This is a genomic window from Paraliobacillus sediminis (assembly GCF_003426055.1).
In genome coordinates, this window is record NZ_QJSI01000003.1 from 88,452 (window position 1) to 104,918 (window position 16,467).

Genomic DNA, 16,467 nt, shown 5'->3' on the forward strand with positions numbered 1-16,467 from the left:
GTATTGATAATAAATAAAAATAGGAGGATAACTATATGGGAGCAACAAAAAAAACAACGATTGTCTTATTTAGTGGAGATTATGATAAAACAATGGCAGCTTACATTATTGCAAATGGTGCAGCGGCTTACGATCATGAAGTAACAATTTTCCACACGTTTTGGGGTCTAAATGCACTAAGGAAAGAGAATCACGTTCCTGTTAAAAAAGGTATACTAGAAAAAATGTTTGGTAAAATGATGCCTAAAGGTGCCGATAAAATGGGTATATCAAAAATGAACTACATGGGAATGGGACCGAAAATGATCAAGAAAGTAATGAAAAAGCATAATTCGATGCCATTACCAGACCTAATTGATATGGCGAAAGAGCAAGACGTCAAGCTAATTGCTTGCACGATGACGATGGATTTATTAGGCTTACAGAAAGAAGAGTTATTAGTGGACTTAGAATATGGTGGGGTTAGTGCATATATTGGTGATGCTGAAGATGGTAATGTCAACTTATTCATATAATTTAAATAATGGAGGATGTTAATAATGAAAGAAATTACTGCAGAAGAACTAGCAAATAAAATAGCAGACAATGAGGAACTAAACTTGATTGACGTTCGTGAGGATTTTGAAGTGGAAGAAGGAAAAATCCCACAAGCAAAACATATCGCGCTAGGTGAAGTAGAAGAGCGTATCGAGGAATTAGATAAAAATAAGCATTACTACATGATATGTCGTTCAGGTGCGAGAAGTGGTAATGCAGCACAATTTTTAGCTGAAAAGGGATACGATGTAACGAATATGACTGGCGGCATGCTTGCATGGCCTGGAGAAGTAAAGTAAAAACTAAAATAGTGTAAAAAATTAGGAGGAATTAGAAATGGAAAGTACAAAAGTATTAGACGCAAAAGGATTGGCTTGTCCAATGCCAATAGTAAAAACGAAGAAGGCAATGGCAGATTTGCAAACTGGAGAGATTTTAGAAGTACATGCAACAGATCAAGGTTCAAAAAGTGATTTAACTGCATGGGCTAAATCAGGTGGACATGAGTTAGTAAAAGATACAGATGAAGGCGACGTTCTTAAATTTTGGATTAAAAAAGGCGAGTAACGTTACGCAAGAGAAAGGGGCTAGATTAGATTGTTTCATTATACGGTAGAATCAAATAAATCAATTCAAGAAACGGTACAAGCCTTAGAGGTAAATTTAAAAGAAGAGAAGTTCGGTATCCTTTGGCAATTTGATATTAAAGAAACGTTAAACAATAAAGGAATTGATTTTGAACAACCCTATCTTGTTTTAGAGGTATGTAATCCAAAAGAAGCCGCTACTCTTTTAACGAAAAATCAACTGGTTGGTTACTTCTTACCATGTAAAATCGTATTATATGAAGACGCTGGTAAGACAAAAATTGGTATGCCAAAACCAACGGCATTAATTGATTTAGTCGAAGAGGAAGCATTAGTTTCATTAGCAAAAGAAATTGAAGATAAGTTAATTCGTGCGATTGACAAGAGTATATAATTAATTTTATTTTTGGACAAACGATACTAGACTTTTTCTGAGATATTTCATATAGTTCAATACTGTTATAAGGATTTTAATATTAAAAAAACAGCATAAGTAAACGAAAGAGTCTTAAAAAAGATGTTGCATAGAATATATGCAGCATCTTTTTCTTTAATTAAATTCCATTAACTTGGTTGCTTTCTCTAATTGGTCTATTATACTATAATAGACATGCATTTTGATGTTGCTAAACAAATTTTATTAAAGCGGTGACTAGAATGCTAGAAGATACAGGAGAGCGTGTTATTCTTGAAAAGATGAAAATAACAAATGATTTATTAATTGAACACGTCGCACGGTATCACTTTGCACTCTTTTTTATTAAAGGACGCGTTTTAGACTTTGCTTGTGGAACGGGTTTTGGAACCCATATTATTGCGAAAAAACTTAAAAATGAAATAACCGAAGTAATTGGTCTTGATATTAGTACAGATGCTTTGGAGTATGCAAAACATCATTATTATCACCCGAAATCATCTTTTTTTCAGGCAGATGTGACCGATTCAAGTTTAATTGAGCGTTATGGTGAATTTGATACGATTGTTAGTTTTGAAACACTTGAACATATAGAAGCAGAAGAAAATTTTTTATCTAATGTGTATAAGTTACTTAAGCCTGGTGGTAAATTAATCCTATCGACCCCATTTGGTGAGGGAAGAGATAAACCCTGTGGTTCACCGTTTCATGTTCATCAATTGACACCTGAAGAGTTTGAACAATTATTTGCAAATTATTCAACGGTAACCCATTATGTTCAAAAAGGTGCATTAATTGAACCAAGAGATCATGCAACGTTAGATAAACATCCACTAGGAATTGTTGTCTGTGAAAAATAAAGACTGTCTTTTAAAAGATTATTGAATTATAAACTGCATCATAAAATCCCTTACATCGGAATTTTCATCAACTACGATGTAACTGAATTTTCCGCCCCGCTTATCAAGTGAAATTGACTCCCTTTCCGCAGGCACGGCTTCAGCTAACTCGGATAAGCAAAGGACGCTTTCCGAGTGGATCTTCAGCCGGTGCTGTTCCTGCAGGAGTGTCGTCAATTTCACTTGACACGCTAGTTTCTTATACCGTGATAATAATAGAGATAAATTACTTCGTTATATAATAATAATGATATTTGTCACAAAGATACGCTATCCAGCGAAGGAAGCAAATGGGTGACACTCTAGTGGGAACAGCACAAGCCGAAGATCCACTTGGTAAAGTGTTTTTCTTTACCAAGTTAGCTGCACAGAAAGGGAGCCCATTTGCTGACATAGCGGGTAAGGAAGTTACGTCGCAGTTTCTATCAACTATGTATTTTAAACAAATAAAACTTTTGTGAAAAAGTCAGACATTCAAATTGTCTGGCTTTTTTGTATGCGAAATGTTTTGTGCATGCTTAATAGGAATGAAAAATTGTGGACAAACATAATTTAAAATAGACAATCAGAAAAAACTAAAGTGTAACTAATTGACCAGATAATAAGATACCAAATATAAGAACGGATGGTTGTCTAATTTAGACTGGGAGGTGTTTATATTGAAAATGAGAATGATGAGCCTTATCTTAGTGGGTATGTTTGGTTGGGCAGTTTATGATTTTATAGACAATAATGAAGCAGAGGTTGAAATCATACAACTAACAGAAAAACAGGAAGACCAGGTTCAACAAACAAGTGAAGGACTAGAAATTGGAGATGCGGCACCAAACTTTCGTTTAAAAACCTCAACTGGGGGGAATATAGAACTAACAGCATATCGCGGACAACGAGTAGTCTTGAATTTTTGGGCAACATGGTGTCCTCCTTGCCGAGTTGAAATGCCTGATATGGAAAAATTATATTCGGAGAAGAATGTTCAGGTTCTAGCGGTTAACTTGACACAATCAGAGGCGAAAATAGAGGATGTGACGGATTTCGTTACAGCGAATAAATTAACTTTTCCTATTCTTTTGGATGAACAGCTTGAAGTGGCGACAAAATATGAAGTTAGACCGATTCCAATAACGTATATGATTGATTCTAATGGAATTATTCAACATAAATCACTCGGGGCCTTAAGTTATCAACAAATGGTGCAAACCCTAGACGCGATAGAATAATGTAGTGATACTACATAAAAAGTAAAAAAAGAACCAAATATTTTTCTTGTTCTACACTATTTGATATAATTAACAGGCTTAATGCAAACCAAGAAAAGAGATCGCATATTTCAATGCCAAATAGTTTATAGTATCTATTATCGAAGAATTTGTTATAAGACTAGACATAAATCACTCATTAGATTATAATTATTATAAAGTGATAACAATTACAATAAACGGAGGAATTTAAATGACTACAAAAAATCAAACATTACAAGATCAATTGAACCAATTAGTAGCAACACATGGTGTATTTTTCACGAAACTTCATCAACATCATTGGTACGTTAAGGGCCATAACTTTTTTGTCCTACATGAAAAATTCGAGGAACTATATAATGAAGTGAATATGAAGTTTGATGAATTTGCGGAGCGTCTCCTAACAATTGGGGGGAAACCATATTCTACGTTAAGTGAATTTTTAGCGAATGCAACTATTGAGGAAAAGCCGTATAGTGAACATGTTCCTGCTGAAGCTATGGTTAATTCAGTAATCAGTGATTATAAGATTATCCAAAACGATTTAGCAAAGGGTATTGAACTTGCTGGAGAAGCAGGGGACGATATCACAGAAGATATGCTAATTGGTTACAAAACAAGTGTAGATCAAACATTGTGGATGTTATCTGCGTACGTGAGTAAATAAGTTTAGGTATACTAAAAAGCAGTACTTCCTGAAAATATGGAAGTACTGCTTTTTTATTTGGCATGAAGCAAAAGGCAGCCAGTACAGCGGTCGTTATATGTAGTGTTTTAAGTAGAAAGATAATATATAAAATACGTTAATAGATAACGTAGGAGTTCCAAAGAGTAGGTGAGAAAATTGTGCAATATAGAAACTTGGGGAAGTCATCAATTGTAACAACTCTCACCTACATTAAAATTGTAACAGACTCTGATAAGTAAGGGAAGTAGGCTTTTAAAAATCAGTCTAAAAGCGGATGCCTTTAGGTCTTAGGAAGTAGTAATTAGTAATTAGTATATATGTAAGTAGGCAAAGCAAGTACTTTGCTTACTTTGCCGGTTAGATATTTTTACATTTGTTTAATAAAAAGACGCACCTACAATAATTAAAAGAATAAACAATACAACTATAAGCGCAAATCCGCTACCAGCACCTGTTGCAGGAGTAGCACAACCAGCACCATATCCTCCATGATAACCCATGTTCTATCACCACCTTACTGTCTTGACTACTTATAGACTATGTCATAATCAAAAAGTGTTGAGGGCAAATGACCAAATTAATATGAATTGGGCTTTTTAATCATTAAATCAAGTTAGTGGAGTGTTTTTGTCATGATTAAGTCGACTTGTTCTTCATCGCCCATATAAAAGGAGTGGGCGTTAGTTTGGATAAACCCTTTTCTATGATAAAATGCAATGGCATTTTCATTTTCTTCCCAGACGCCTAGCCAGATTTTCTTTTTCTTTTGTTTCATTGTAATATCTATCGCCTTATTCAGCAGGAGCTTCCCAAGCCCATGTTTTTGAAATTTCTTTTTTATATAAATCCTCTCTATTTCAAGTGAGTCATCTCCCATTGCTTCAGACTGGGCATCGGCGGTATTGATCTTAAGGTATCCAGCAACTTCATGATTAAAATAAACAAAAAAGAATTGTGAAGAGCGATTGGTTAATTCCTCTTCCAATTGCTTCAAATTAAATGCCTTTTCTAAATAGGCATTTATCTGTTCGTGGGAATTGTTATCCTTAAATGTCTCGTTAAATGTTTCAACACTGATTTCTTGAAGTTCGCTTGAATGTTCGAGGTTACACTTCGTTATTTTTATAGTCATTTGAATAGGTTGCTCCTTCATTTGATTAATATTTTTTCTTGTTACCCATTTTAACAAATTCCCAATCTTTTTCGATAAATCCTTCTAACTTTTGATGTGACTGTCTAGTCTATTTGATCAACTAATAACATCTAACTTTAACAAAAACATTTTTGTGAAAATACTGCGTAAGAAAACCTTACAAAAGAAGCGAAACATCTAGAATCCTGTGTTACATTTAATACATAGAAATTGTAAGTATCCCAACAATACTTGCAATATTCAAATTCATTGCTCTCCGTTTATTTTAAAGTGTCTGCTATGTAAAACTAGCAATAAAAAAGCCAAAATACCCCCTGTGTTTTGGTTTTTTTATGTTCTTTTTTATTTGGCGCTGTTAAATTTGTTGTTGGGGGTTTGATCAATGCCATATGAACTTATCAAGGGATTATTTGATAGTTCTCATTATGTCTCTAATTTTACCGCTAATTTTTAAGAAGAAAGAAAAGAAAGATACTGGTTTTGTCATTTCATATTATAAATTGAGTTATAGAAGAAAAATGATTCGAACCCTATGGATGCTTCCGATGATAGTTATGTCACTAACTACAATATGCTTATATATAGATGAGAATTTTAATGAAATTATAATTGTCTCCATTTTTTTATTAGTAATTTTTTTAATGCAGTTTTTTTATAACTATTTTAAGTGGAAAAAATATGAAAAGTAATTATGATAACTTGTGAGACATTCTGTTTAAAGCAAATGCCGCGTTAGTATAATAAACCGATATTATGGAACTCCCTCATCTATAGAAGTTCCATTTTAATATATCAAATAGCAGCATTAAGCTTTAACAAAGCCTTTTACTTAACCAACCCTAATTGTTTTAGTCCGTTGAAAATACCATTGTCATCGACACTAGTTGTACGATGTTTTGCAAAAGCGAACAAATCAGGATGCGCATTTCCCATTGCAAAACCTTCTCCTACGAATTCAAGCATTTGTTTATCATTCATCCCGTCACCAAATGCAATTGTGCTATCTTTTTCAAAACCAAGAAGTTCGATAACATGTTTGATGGCACGACCTTTATTTACACTTTCTCGAATGATATCGTAACTATGCATGAGACCTTCCACATTAACCTGAGAGAAAAAGATCGGCTCATCTGTTTCATATAATTTAGGATCATCTTCTTCTAGATTCATCAGTGTAATCCCTAAAACGTTGTCCATTTCTGCCGATGTAAATAGAGAAGTGTCTTTTAAATCAAAGTAGCTAGTGAAGTCTTTGATGACTCCCGAATCTAATGATGTCATCAGGCTTTTGTTATGTGTATATAAAACCATTTCATGAGGATTTGCTTGGCAAACATGAAGGAAATGTTTGACTGTATCCCGTTTCATTGGTTTATTCAATATTTCTTTGTCTTGATATATAGCATAGGCCCCGTTGTAGCCAATGAAAGAATGGACATCTAGTTCATCAGCTATGTCAGTAACTTCGTGTAGTGGCCGTCCTGTCGCTAAGAATATTTCTATTCCTTGTTCTTTTACTTGCTTTATTGCATTTTTTGTCGAATGATCAATCGTATGATCTGCTTTTAAAATTGTTCCGTCAATGTCTAAAAATAATATTTTATAATTTGTCATGGTAGGCTCCTTTTTAAAAAAACGATCTAATGAAAAGTTTATCATAAATTTCTACAATAGAGAATGTAAATACTGTAGTTTACCATATAAGAAGAAAATGCTATAGTAATGGAAGGTTTAAGTTTGATACGTATGGAATAAACTTATTTTCATAGTTCGGATACAGTAGTTTAAAACTTATTTAAAGGGCGAATGTAGATGCAAATAAAAAAAGTCTTAAATAACAATGTTGTTGTAACGGAAAATGAACAGCAAAAAGAATTAGTTATGATGGGAAGAGGCCTAGCTTTTCAAAAAAAAATCGGTGAAGAAATTGAATTAGAAAAGGTTGAGAAAACATTTGTTTTAGAAGGTGAAGGCTTTACCGATAAATTAGCAGAGCTTTTAAGTGAAATCCCGGAACAGTATTTTGAAATCGCTGCTAAAATAATAAATTTTGCAACAAGTCGGTTATCTTATAAATTAGATGATTATATTTATGTTGCCCTAACAGATCATTTGAGTTTTGCAATTAGCCGATATAAACAAGGGATTAATTTATCGAATGCCTTATTATGGGAAATAAAGAAATTCTATAAAAATGAATATGAAGTTGCAAAAGAAGCGCTAACTATTATTAACGAAGAATTAGGCATCAAACTGCCAGACGACGAAGCAGGATCTATTGCCCTACACTTAGTGAATAGTCAACTCTCTGGTGAGAATGTGGAAGCAACTGTAAAAGTAACTAAAATGGTAAACAGTATCTTAACAATTGTGAAATATCATTATAATATTGAAATAGATGAGACGTCGCTTAACTATGAACGATTTTTAACACATTTAAAATTCTTTGCCTTGCGATTTATACGAAATGAAGGTAAGGAACATGAAAGTATAGATGCCTTTTTATTTGAACAAATAAAAACGAAATATAAAAAAGCATATGATTGCAGTGAAAAAATTGCAGCATTTGTTGCTAAATCATACAATTGGGATATAACCGATGATGAAAAAGTCTACCTAAGTATTCACATTCATCGTGTAACCAGTAGGGAAGCGCAAAAGCGTCAATCAGATATATAGTTTGTTCGTTAATGAAACCTAAGACTACATTTCGTACAGAAACTGCTCATCCGTAGTTGGTTTGTATTGAACTGATAGCTTAGGTTTTTTTAATCAAGGGAAAGAAAGTGGTGTTTTTCTTATGAATTATAGTCAGTTAGCTGAGAAAATTATGCTTTATGTCGGTGGTGAAGAAAATGTTTCGCTTCTACATCACTGTACCACTAGGTTACGATTTAAATTAATCGATAAATCAAAAGCTGATCAGCAGGCACTCCAAAAATTATTAGGTGTTATTCAGGTAATGGAAAGTGCAGGACAACTACAAATCGTAATTGGGAATGATGTCAATGAAGTCTATCGAAAAATAGAAAAAAATAGTACGTTAGGGGATAGAATTCGAACTGAAACGTATGAAAAAACATCTATTCTAAATTATCTGATTGATATTATTTCAGGTATTTTCACTCCGTTATTGGGTGCAATGGCTGGTGTCGGTATTTTAAAGGGTATCTTAATTTTATTACTCGCATTTAACGGGTTAAAAGAAGATAGCGGTACCTATCAAGTGTTATATGCGGCTAGTGATAGTTTATTTTATTTTTTACCGCTTATTTTGGGTATAACAGCAGCAAGGAAATTTGGTGCGGATCCTTACGTCGCTTTTGTTGTTGCGGGAGCATTAGTATATCCAGATTTAATTACTACATATGAATCGGGTGTGGCGTTAACTTTCTTGAGCTTACCAATTTATTTAACAAACTATGCAACTTCTGTCATCCCGATAATTCTGACTGTTTTTGTGATGTCTAAAATAGAACCTATACTGAACAAAATTTTTCCTAGTGCGATAAAGACATTTTTTACACCACTCGTGCTAATTGCGACAATGGTTCCTTTAACTTTATTAGCGTTTGGTCCGTTTGGTAACTTTGTTAGTGGTTGGCTTGCTGAAGGGTATAGCTGGATTTATAGCAATAGTACAGTAGTAGCGGGTATAGTAATGGGCTCTTCATGGCAAATACTTGTCATGTTCGGTCTTCATTGGGGTATAGTTCCTATTGCAGTAAATAATTTAAGTCAATTTGGTTCGGACACACTTACTGCGATGTTAACCCCTGCTATTTTCGCCCAAGCAGGGGCGGCACTTGGTGTATTTCTTAAATCGAGGAAAAAACAGGTCAAATCAATAGCGGGTCCTGCTGCTATAGCGGGCCTCTTTGGGGTTACGGAGCCAGCTATATATGGCATTACGTTACGATATAAAAAACCGTTTATCATTGGCTGTTTTGCTGGAGCACTTGGTGGCGCAATTGCAGGTATATCTGGTGCAAGTTCGTCATCACTTGCTGTACCAGGTCTTGCCTCCTTGCCTGTATTCTTTGGACAGGGTTTCACATTGTTTTTATTAGCGGTAGCGATAAGCTTCATTAGTGCTACTGTATTGACTTATTTTTTCGGGTATCAAGATGAAACGAACGAGCAAGTTGCAACGAATCACCAAACAGAAAGAGCTATAAAAAACATAACGATTGCTAGTCCATTTAATGGTGCACTTCTGCCGTTAGAAGAGGTGCCAGATGAAGTCTTTGCCTCAGGTGTGGTTGGCAAAGGTATAGCGGTTGTACCGATTGATAAGAAATTATATGCACCAGTAACTGGTGTGGTTTCAAGTGTCTTTCCAACAAGTCATGCGATAGGTTTTACATCGGAAGAGGGTGTAGAAGTTTTAATTCATGTAGGGATTCATACGGTTCAATTGGGCGGTGAATATATGGAAGTGTTCGTGAAACAAGGAGACTTAGTTGAGCAAGGGCAACATATTGCAACAATAGAAATTGAGAATATTACGGCATGTGGTTATGATATCATTACACCAATTCTTGTAACAAATACAGGAGAATATACAGATGTTTTACCTATTGAAGAAGATAACATAATGGTAGGTGAAAGACTGATTACAGTTATTTTATAAAAAATAGATAGAGTACTTTTAGTTGAGGGAGCTTTTGATATGGATGGATTTAATCAGCAATTTATCTATTCCATTCTAATTATTGGTTTAGGTTATTTATTAAAAGAAACAAAAATAATAAAGGAAAGTGATGGAGAAGGATTGGGACGTGTGATATTTAATCTTACGTTACCAAGTTTAATTATTGTAACATTTCACGATATTGTGATTGAACCTTCTTTATTTTTATTAGTGATAGCAGCTATTCTTGCAGGTTTCTTGTTTGTATACATCGGTTTATTTGTTTTTAGAAACGAGCAAAAAAGCACAAGAGGTATGTTGCTGATGATGATACCTGGTTATAATGTAGGCTTATTTGCTTATCCACTGGTAGAAGGTATTTGGGGCGCAGAAGGGATCAAATATTTTGGTATGTTTGATGTAGGTAATGCATTTATCGTGTTTGGGTTAAGTTATTTGATGGGTAGCTTCTATGCTAGTGAGGAAACCAAGATTACATCAAAAGAAATTACGCTTAAATTAGTAAAATCGATTCCGTTAATGACATATATGATTGTGTTTCTGTTAAATATTGTACACGTGCCATTACCGAATGTATTAATTGATACAGCTTCTATTATTTCTGGTGCGAATATGCCGTTATCCCTTTTATTATTAGGTATTTATTTAAATTTTACTTTTCATAAAGAATATTTGCGCTTAGTTGGGAAGTTTATTTTCGCTCGATTTGGGGTTGGATTACTTATTGGAATTCCGCTCTTTCTCTGGTTGCCAGTTGATTTGATGTTTCGTTATACACTCTTGATTGCTTTAATATTACCAACTTCCATGTCTTTATTACCTTATGCTGTTGAATTTGGTTACGATAAAAAGTTTGTTGGAACGGTATCAAATATTACGATGTTACTTAGCTTCTTTTTGATCTGGATAATCATAAATTTATAGGTAATACAGAAGGAAAACAACAAAATCCACTATTCCTAATCAGGAACAGTGGATTTTGTTTTATTTATTTAAAAGTGCTTCAATTGCTTTTGCTACACCGTGTTCATTGTTACTTAATGTTGTGAAACCACATGCTTCTTTAACAGCTTTTTCAGCATTTCCCATTGCGACACTATGTCCAACAATCTTTAACATAGACAAATCGTTATAATTATCGCCAATTGCCATGGTATCTTTTAAAGCTATACCATTTTCAGCTGCAAATAACGACAATGCAATTCCCTTTTGTGCTTCTGGATGATTAAATTCTGCATTGTCAAAACCAGATGATGTAATAATGACGTTATCTTTGTCTGAGAATTGTTTTTTTACTTTTTTAAGTGTATCTACTTCTAGAGAAAAGGCAAGTGCTTTATAAACTTCAATGTTTTTATCTGCAATAAGCCCGTTGAAGTCATCCGTTGTTTTAAATTCTTCCTCTTGGAAGCGTAATGCTGCGCGCTCTTCAACTTCTTCACGTGAAACTTCAGGATGAGATGAAAGCATGATGTTAAGAAGAACTTCCATAAATTTTGCGCGGTCAGGAGAATAAATACCTTGATTTGTATATAATTCAAAATAGGCTTCTTTTTCCTGACAGTGTTGTACAATTTTTTTACTGATCAATTTAGAAAGTGGGATATTACGTAATCTTTCTCCTTTTTCTGAAAAAACATTTGCGCCATTCAAACAAATAATAGGACAAGTTATCCCCGCTGCTTGTAATGGCTTGTTTGCAGCTGAATAAGAACGTCCAGTTGCAACAACAACTTTTATTCCTGCTTGGATCGCTTTCTTTAATGCTGCTACGTTTTCGTTACTTATTTCTCCGTTTTCATTTAATAAAGTTCCATCTAAATCTGTAGCAATAAGTTTCATGTAATTACTCCCTTTTTTATGTAGGATGTCAGTAAACACCACGATCTCTCTATTATAAGAATACACAAGAAGTAGGTCACATGCAACGAATGCAGCCCTACTTCTACAATTCTTTACTATTCTTTTACATCAAGTATATTTTTAACCCAACGATCTTTTTTTTCTCTAAATTCACTTAGATACGTTTGACGTGCTTTAACTTTATTTTGTATTTGTACGACCATTTCTCTTTTATTCTTCATCCGACTTCACCTCCTTATCTAAAAAGGAAGACATCATATCAGTCATTGATTTTAATTTATCTTCATCCTGAAGCATATCTTTCATCATAGACATCGCTTGTTTAGATAAAGCAGGATCTTTTAACACATTGTTCATTAATTCAGGTGTATCACCACTTTCCAATAGTTTTTTCATTAAATTACTTAGGTTAGTATCAGTCATTTTTTTCACCACTCCTTTCGTTGTATCATGCATGAAAAATGCCTTTATTTTCTGGAAAAGTTGATTGAACCGTGCTCTATTTTCTGGTTGTCTACAGATAGTTAGAAGACTTTCTAATTTATCAATCGTTTCTGTTTGAAGGTTTTTTTGCTTCCAATCTATCCGAATTTGATCTAAAAAAGTTAAACCTTCTGATGGTTGATTTGTCATTGTTTCTTTTGTTCTGTTGGCTTTTATTTCTCGAAAACGCCCTGAAGCAGTGCGTTCGAAATATAGTATGTTATCTCTCAAATTTTACACCTACCTTTATTTTTTATAGTGTATAGATACGCAAACAGAAATAATTCGACCGTGTTATTGTCACGTAAAAAGGTTAAATAGAGTGAATACCTATAATCACTTTTAAAATATAGGAAAATAACCCTAGTAAAACAACCATTTTAAAAAAAAGTAGTAATTGATGTATAATTGTCCATTCATTTTTCTCTATCGAACATAGATTAACATTGTGAGGCCTCCACAAGTTATATAAATGATAGATAGGAGGGAATAGAATGGCTATTATAGCTGCTTTGGTATTATTGTTCTTTTGGTTCTTTATTTTCACACCAATTATTTTATTGGTTGCGGTATTGGCCGCTTTAGGTATTTAGTATAAAAAGCGCTAGTTTAACTACTAGCGCTTTTTATCTTATAAGGATATGTGTCCTAATATCACCTCCTTTTTAACAAATAGTACGTATCTATTTCTAGAAATCTATTACTAAATAAGGTATGATTAAAAAAGAATTTAGATGTGCAACTATGGGGAGGAAAATTTGTGAAACGAAAGAAATGGAAAGTAGAAATAATAGGAATAGCTATAGCAGGTAGTCTTTTATTAACGGGTTGTAATGAAAGCGATTCCAATACGAATGAAGTAAAAGATCTGGAGGAACCAGATTTTCAAAATGTGACGGTACATGACCCATCAGTTGTTAAAGATGATGAAACTTTCTATGTATTTGGATCACACTTAATGTCTGCTAAATCAGATGATTTAATAGACTGGGAGCAAGTTTCTAATGGTGTTCATGAAGATAATGTACTAATTCCTAACGCTGCTGAGGAAATGGAAGAAGCATTGACTTGGGCAGAAACGGACACATTTTGGGCCGCAGATGTCATTCAATTAGAAGATGGTAAATATTATATGTACTACAATGCTTGTAGAGGTGATTCACCCTTATCGGCAATGGGTATTGCCACATCTGATGATATAGAGGGGCCATATGAGGATCAAGGCGTTATTCTAAAATCTGGTATGACTGATGAGCCAAGTGAAGACGGCGATAATTATGACGGAACACAAGATCCAAATGTTGTTGATCCAGATGTTTTTTATGATAAGGATGGAAAGCTATGGATGGTTTATGGTTCGTATTCAGGCGGGATCTTTATTATGGAATTGGATACAACTACTGGAGAACCTTTACCTGATCAAGGTTACGGTAAAAAATTATTAGGTGGAAATCATAGTAGAATCGAAGCACCATTTATGCAATATAATGCTTATACCGGTTATTACTACTTATTTTTATCGTATGGTGGTTTAGATGCGATTGGTGGATATAATATGCGTGTAGCTCGATCTGAAAATCCAGATGGTCCATTTTTGGATGCAGAAGGAAAAGATATGATTGAAGCAAAAGGAGCAGATGGTAGTTTTTTTGATGATGAAGCAGTTGCACCATATGGCGCTAAGATAATGGGGAATTTTACATTTTCTGATGGAGATGGTTATGTATCACCTGGCCATAACTCTACTTATTATGAAGAAGAAACAGATGCGTACTTTCTTTACTTCCATACGCGTTTTCCAAATCGCGGCGAAGAACATGAACTACGCGTACACCAAATGTTCTTTAATGAAGACGGTTGGCCGGTTATTGCCCCTCACCGCTACGGTGGCGAAGAAATAGAGTCATATAGCGACGATCAAGTAACGGGCAGTTATGAATTTATTAATCATGGAAAAGATATATCGGAGTTTGCTAAATTAGCAGAACCCATAGAGTTAGAATCAAATGGTAAGATTAGTGGAGCTATTACAGGTGAATGGGAATTAGAAGGAAATCAGATAACAATTGATATCGATGGCACGAGTTACAAAGGCGTGTTCCTATCGCAATGGGATTCAAATTCATCTGAGCAAGAGATGGCATTTTCCGCAATGTCGGATGAAGGTGTAACAATTTGGGGTAGTCAATCAATAGAATAGGCAAAAGAAAAGTGATCTAGTAGAAAAGCTAGATCACTTTTTAGTCTTTCTAAAAAGTAGGGAAGTCTATATGATTTGGATTTTTGGAATAATACGTATAATATTATTTTCTGTTCTAATTTGGATAAAAAAAGTAGTTGTTATTTTATGTTAAAATGAATTAAAAATGTGATCGATTTCTATAGCATACTTTTTGATTGCTTAAATTTGGGAGATGGAAAGATGTTATTTTTTGATATTGATGCCACCTTACTGGACCATGAAAGAGCAGAGGAAAAAGGTTCAATTGAGTTCTTAAAAGAGAATAAGGAAGAATTAAAACTTAGCACAACTGAATTTGTGAAAAGATGGTACGAGCTATCTGATAAATACTACACAAAATTTTTATCAAAAGAACTGTCCTTTCAGGAACAACGTAGAATGAGAATGAAAGCGTTGTTTGGCAGTCACTTAAACAACGATCAAGCGGATAATAAATTCAATACGTATTTAAAGTTTTATAAATCGAATTGGAGAGCGTTTGATGATGTCATACCTTGTTTAGAAATTTTAAAGAAGCAGGGAAACCGACTTGGAGTAATAAGCAATGGTGATTATAAACAGCAAATTGAAAAATTAGAAAGTATAAATATAAGCAAATACTTTGACTGTGTTGTTACCTCAAGTGAAATTGGAGTAGCTAAACCTAATGCTACTATTTTTTTAAAAGCGTGTGATAAAGCAGATGTACCGATTCATGAAAGTTATTACATAGGCGACAGATTGAAAACGGATGCTATTGGTAGCAAGCATGCAGGGATGAAAGGAATATGGATAAATCGAAAAGATAAAACATCACATCCGGATGTCATTGTTATTCATAGTCTTAGTGAGTTGGCAGTGTTAAACAATTGACTTGTTTTATAGAATGAACATAAAGCTGTAACTAAAAATAAATTTTTTGACAAATTTCACCGTTAGCTCCCTTTCAAGCGACAAAATATGCTAAAGTAATTATAGTTGTGATGAGCGGAGACAGTTTAGGGGGTTGGTTATGAATAAGTTTCGGATTATTTTTATTGGACTATTATTAATTTTAATGATTGGTTTAATGGTGCCATTAGTATTAAGTGGTCAGCCAGGGCAGCAAGAAGCTAAAAATGACGCTGAAGAAGACAAGCAATTAAGTGAAAGTGAAAAGACAATAAAATTGGTACAAGATATAAATAGAGGAATTGTTCTTAAAGATACAATCGAGATTGAAGAGATAGAGGAAGAGGAATCTGAAGAATTAGAATTAGATGATACGATCGATGATGATTCTACAGAAATTGCAGCGGAATCAACAGTTTCATCACAAGATCAGAGTAATTATAGTAGTGGTAATAGCAGTAGTTCTGTAAAAAAATCGAAAAGTTCAGTGATACCTAAAGAAACTACTAGCACGATAGATGATGAAGATGAAAATGAAAAGAAAAAAGTCGCTAAAAACGAAGAAGAAAAAGAAGTTGTGGAAAAAGTGGAAAAAGAAACTGTAGACAAAAAAGAACAAGATAATGATCAAGAACAGGAACAGGAACCAGAACCAGAACCAGAACCTGAACCTGATAAAGGACAAGATGAGTTGGAGAATGAACTTGAAGAAGAACCAAAAGGATAAAAATACCTATATTTAAAGTATGGAGTGCATTTCTCCATACTTTTTTATTTGATCAATGCGTATGATTTTAATGTTACATAAATATAAGTTATAATCATATTATGTAAC

At 33.9% G+C, this 16,467-nt stretch carries 20 protein-coding genes; 14 read left to right on the forward strand and 6 right to left on the reverse strand.

Annotated features, from left to right (window positions below; translation table 11 throughout):
• The first annotated feature begins 35 nt into the window (after positions 1-35).
• The 8 genes from D2K60_RS13100 to D2K60_RS13130 all read left to right on the forward strand — a co-directional run bounded on the left by D2K60_RS13100 (position 36) and on the right by D2K60_RS13130 (position 4,346).
• Positions 36-515 carry a DsrE/DsrF/DrsH-like family protein gene (locus tag D2K60_RS13100; protein ID WP_117169976.1) on the forward strand — a complete coding sequence of 160 codons (480 nt, stop codon included), beginning with the start codon at positions 36-38 and terminating at the stop codon, positions 513-515.
• A gap of 24 nt (positions 516-539) precedes the next feature.
• Positions 540-836 (forward strand): rhodanese-like domain-containing protein, encoded by a 297-nt coding sequence (locus D2K60_RS13105; RefSeq protein WP_117169975.1) that lies wholly within the window; start codon positions 540-542, stop codon positions 834-836.
• A gap of 37 nt (positions 837-873) precedes the next feature.
• Positions 874-1,104, forward strand: coding sequence for a sulfurtransferase TusA family protein (locus D2K60_RS13110; protein WP_117169974.1), 231 nt, complete (start codon positions 874-876; stop codon positions 1,102-1,104).
• A gap of 30 nt (positions 1,105-1,134) precedes the next feature.
• Positions 1,135-1,518 (forward strand): DUF302 domain-containing protein, encoded by a 384-nt coding sequence (locus D2K60_RS13115; protein WP_117169973.1) that lies wholly within the window; start codon positions 1,135-1,137, stop codon positions 1,516-1,518.
• A 263-nt stretch (positions 1,519-1,781) separates the two neighbouring features.
• Entirely contained in the window at positions 1,782-2,399 is a 618-nt protein-coding gene (locus D2K60_RS13120) for a class I SAM-dependent methyltransferase (protein WP_117169972.1), read from the forward strand.
• A gap of 329 nt (positions 2,400-2,728) precedes the next feature.
• Complete coding sequence (locus tag D2K60_RS20725; protein WP_162880751.1) at positions 2,729-2,899, forward strand: hypothetical protein; 171 nt, start codon at positions 2,729-2,731, stop codon at positions 2,897-2,899.
• A gap of 204 nt (positions 2,900-3,103) precedes the next feature.
• Positions 3,104-3,658 (forward strand): peroxiredoxin family protein, encoded by a 555-nt coding sequence (locus D2K60_RS13125; protein ID WP_240335333.1) that lies wholly within the window; start codon positions 3,104-3,106, stop codon positions 3,656-3,658.
• A 232-nt stretch (positions 3,659-3,890) separates the two neighbouring features.
• A complete protein-coding gene (locus D2K60_RS13130; protein ID WP_117169970.1) occupies positions 3,891-4,346 on the forward strand; it encodes a Dps family protein in 456 nt (151 codons plus the stop codon).
• A gap of 398 nt (positions 4,347-4,744) precedes the next feature.
• Here the strand turns inward: D2K60_RS13130 and D2K60_RS13135 are convergent, their stop codons facing one another.
• The 3 genes from D2K60_RS13135 to D2K60_RS13150 form a co-directional block, all read right to left on the reverse strand.
• Entirely contained in the window at positions 4,745-4,867 is a 123-nt protein-coding gene (locus tag D2K60_RS13135) for a YjcZ family sporulation protein (RefSeq protein WP_117169969.1), read from the reverse strand.
• A gap of 113 nt (positions 4,868-4,980) precedes the next feature.
• The gene (paiA, locus tag D2K60_RS13140; RefSeq protein WP_117170386.1) at positions 4,981-5,499 is read right to left on the reverse strand and encodes a spermidine/spermine N(1)-acetyltransferase; all 519 of its coding nucleotides are present in this window, start codon (positions 5,497-5,499) and stop codon (positions 4,981-4,983) included.
• An 846-nt stretch (positions 5,500-6,345) separates the two neighbouring features.
• Positions 6,346-7,134, reverse strand: coding sequence for an HAD family hydrolase (locus tag D2K60_RS13150; protein ID WP_117169967.1), 789 nt, complete (start codon positions 7,132-7,134; stop codon positions 6,346-6,348).
• A 198-nt stretch (positions 7,135-7,332) separates the two neighbouring features.
• On the opposite strand from D2K60_RS13150, the gene licT reads away from it, so the two are divergent.
• The 3 genes from licT to D2K60_RS13165 all read left to right on the forward strand — a co-directional run bounded on the left by licT (position 7,333) and on the right by D2K60_RS13165 (position 11,098).
• On the forward strand, positions 7,333-8,199 hold the full coding sequence (gene licT / locus D2K60_RS13155; RefSeq protein WP_117169966.1) for a BglG family transcription antiterminator LicT: 867 nt from the start codon (positions 7,333-7,335) through the stop codon (positions 8,197-8,199).
• 121 nt (positions 8,200-8,320) lie between these two features.
• Positions 8,321-10,153, forward strand: a complete 1,833-nt coding sequence (locus D2K60_RS13160; RefSeq protein WP_117169965.1) for a beta-glucoside-specific PTS transporter subunit IIABC — start codon at positions 8,321-8,323, stop codon at positions 10,151-10,153.
• A 39-nt stretch (positions 10,154-10,192) separates the two neighbouring features.
• Complete coding sequence (locus D2K60_RS13165) at positions 10,193-11,098, forward strand: AEC family transporter (protein ID WP_117169964.1); 906 nt, start codon at positions 10,193-10,195, stop codon at positions 11,096-11,098.
• A gap of 60 nt (positions 11,099-11,158) precedes the next feature.
• Here D2K60_RS13165 and D2K60_RS13170 read toward each other — a convergent pair whose 3' ends face one another.
• From D2K60_RS13170 to D2K60_RS13175, 3 genes are all read right to left on the reverse strand, one after another.
• A complete protein-coding gene (locus D2K60_RS13170) occupies positions 11,159-12,016 on the reverse strand; it encodes a Cof-type HAD-IIB family hydrolase (protein WP_117169963.1) in 858 nt (285 codons plus the stop codon).
• Positions 12,017-12,132: 116 nt separating this feature from the next.
• Positions 12,133-12,258 (reverse strand): hypothetical protein, encoded by a 126-nt coding sequence (locus D2K60_RS21160; RefSeq protein WP_275896249.1) that lies wholly within the window; start codon positions 12,256-12,258, stop codon positions 12,133-12,135.
• Positions 12,248-12,751, reverse strand: coding sequence for a hypothetical protein (locus tag D2K60_RS13175; protein WP_117169962.1), 504 nt, complete (start codon positions 12,749-12,751; stop codon positions 12,248-12,250). Before D2K60_RS13175 ends, D2K60_RS21160 begins: the two co-directional genes overlap by 11 nt.
• 529 nt (positions 12,752-13,280) lie before the next feature.
• Here D2K60_RS13175 and D2K60_RS13180 point away from each other — a divergent pair.
• From D2K60_RS13180 to D2K60_RS13190, 3 genes are all read left to right on the forward strand, one after another.
• Positions 13,281-14,720, forward strand: a complete 1,440-nt coding sequence (locus tag D2K60_RS13180; protein WP_420818816.1) for an arabinan endo-1,5-alpha-L-arabinosidase AbnB — start codon at positions 13,281-13,283, stop codon at positions 14,718-14,720.
• A 222-nt stretch (positions 14,721-14,942) separates the two neighbouring features.
• Positions 14,943-15,614, forward strand: coding sequence for an HAD family hydrolase (locus D2K60_RS13185; RefSeq protein ID WP_117169961.1), 672 nt, complete (start codon positions 14,943-14,945; stop codon positions 15,612-15,614).
• A 139-nt stretch (positions 15,615-15,753) separates the two neighbouring features.
• Positions 15,754-16,359 carry a hypothetical protein gene (locus D2K60_RS13190; RefSeq protein ID WP_117169960.1) on the forward strand — a complete coding sequence of 202 codons (606 nt, stop codon included), beginning with the start codon at positions 15,754-15,756 and terminating at the stop codon, positions 16,357-16,359.
• Positions 16,360-16,467 lie beyond the last annotated feature (108 nt).

Coding starts and splice junctions, on each gene's coding strand:
- D2K60_RS13100 (WP_117169976.1), top strand. CDS start 36: ATGGGAGCAACAAAAAAAACAACGATTGTCTTATTTAGTGGAGATTAT.
- D2K60_RS13160 (WP_117169965.1), top strand. CDS start 8,321: ATGAATTATAGTCAGTTAGCTGAGAAAATTATGCTTTATGTCGGTGGT.
- D2K60_RS13110 (WP_117169974.1), top strand. CDS start 874: ATGGAAAGTACAAAAGTATTAGACGCAAAAGGATTGGCTTGTCCAATG.
- D2K60_RS13150 (WP_117169967.1), bottom strand. CDS start 7,134: ATGACAAATTATAAAATATTATTTTTAGACATTGACGGAACAATTTTA.
- D2K60_RS13170 (WP_117169963.1), bottom strand. CDS start 12,016: ATGAAACTTATTGCTACAGATTTAGATGGAACTTTATTAAATGAAAAC.
- D2K60_RS13105 (WP_117169975.1), top strand. CDS start 540: ATGAAAGAAATTACTGCAGAAGAACTAGCAAATAAAATAGCAGACAAT.
- D2K60_RS13130 (WP_117169970.1), top strand. CDS start 3,891: ATGACTACAAAAAATCAAACATTACAAGATCAATTGAACCAATTAGTA.
- licT (WP_117169966.1), top strand. CDS start 7,333: ATGCAAATAAAAAAAGTCTTAAATAACAATGTTGTTGTAACGGAAAAT.
- D2K60_RS13165 (WP_117169964.1), top strand. CDS start 10,193: ATGGATGGATTTAATCAGCAATTTATCTATTCCATTCTAATTATTGGT.
- D2K60_RS13125 (WP_240335333.1), top strand. CDS start 3,104: ATGAGAATGATGAGCCTTATCTTAGTGGGTATGTTTGGTTGGGCAGTT.
- D2K60_RS21160 (WP_275896249.1), bottom strand. CDS start 12,258: ATGAAGAATAAAAGAGAAATGGTCGTACAAATACAAAATAAAGTTAAA.
- D2K60_RS13135 (WP_117169969.1), bottom strand. CDS start 4,867: ATGGGTTATCATGGAGGATATGGTGCTGGTTGTGCTACTCCTGCAACA.
- paiA (WP_117170386.1), bottom strand. CDS start 5,499: ATGACTATAAAAATAACGAAGTGTAACCTCGAACATTCAAGCGAACTT.
- D2K60_RS13185 (WP_117169961.1), top strand. CDS start 14,943: ATGTTATTTTTTGATATTGATGCCACCTTACTGGACCATGAAAGAGCA.
- D2K60_RS13190 (WP_117169960.1), top strand. CDS start 15,754: ATGAATAAGTTTCGGATTATTTTTATTGGACTATTATTAATTTTAATG.
- D2K60_RS20725 (WP_162880751.1), top strand. CDS start 2,729: ATGGGTGACACTCTAGTGGGAACAGCACAAGCCGAAGATCCACTTGGT.
- D2K60_RS13120 (WP_117169972.1), top strand. CDS start 1,782: ATGCTAGAAGATACAGGAGAGCGTGTTATTCTTGAAAAGATGAAAATA.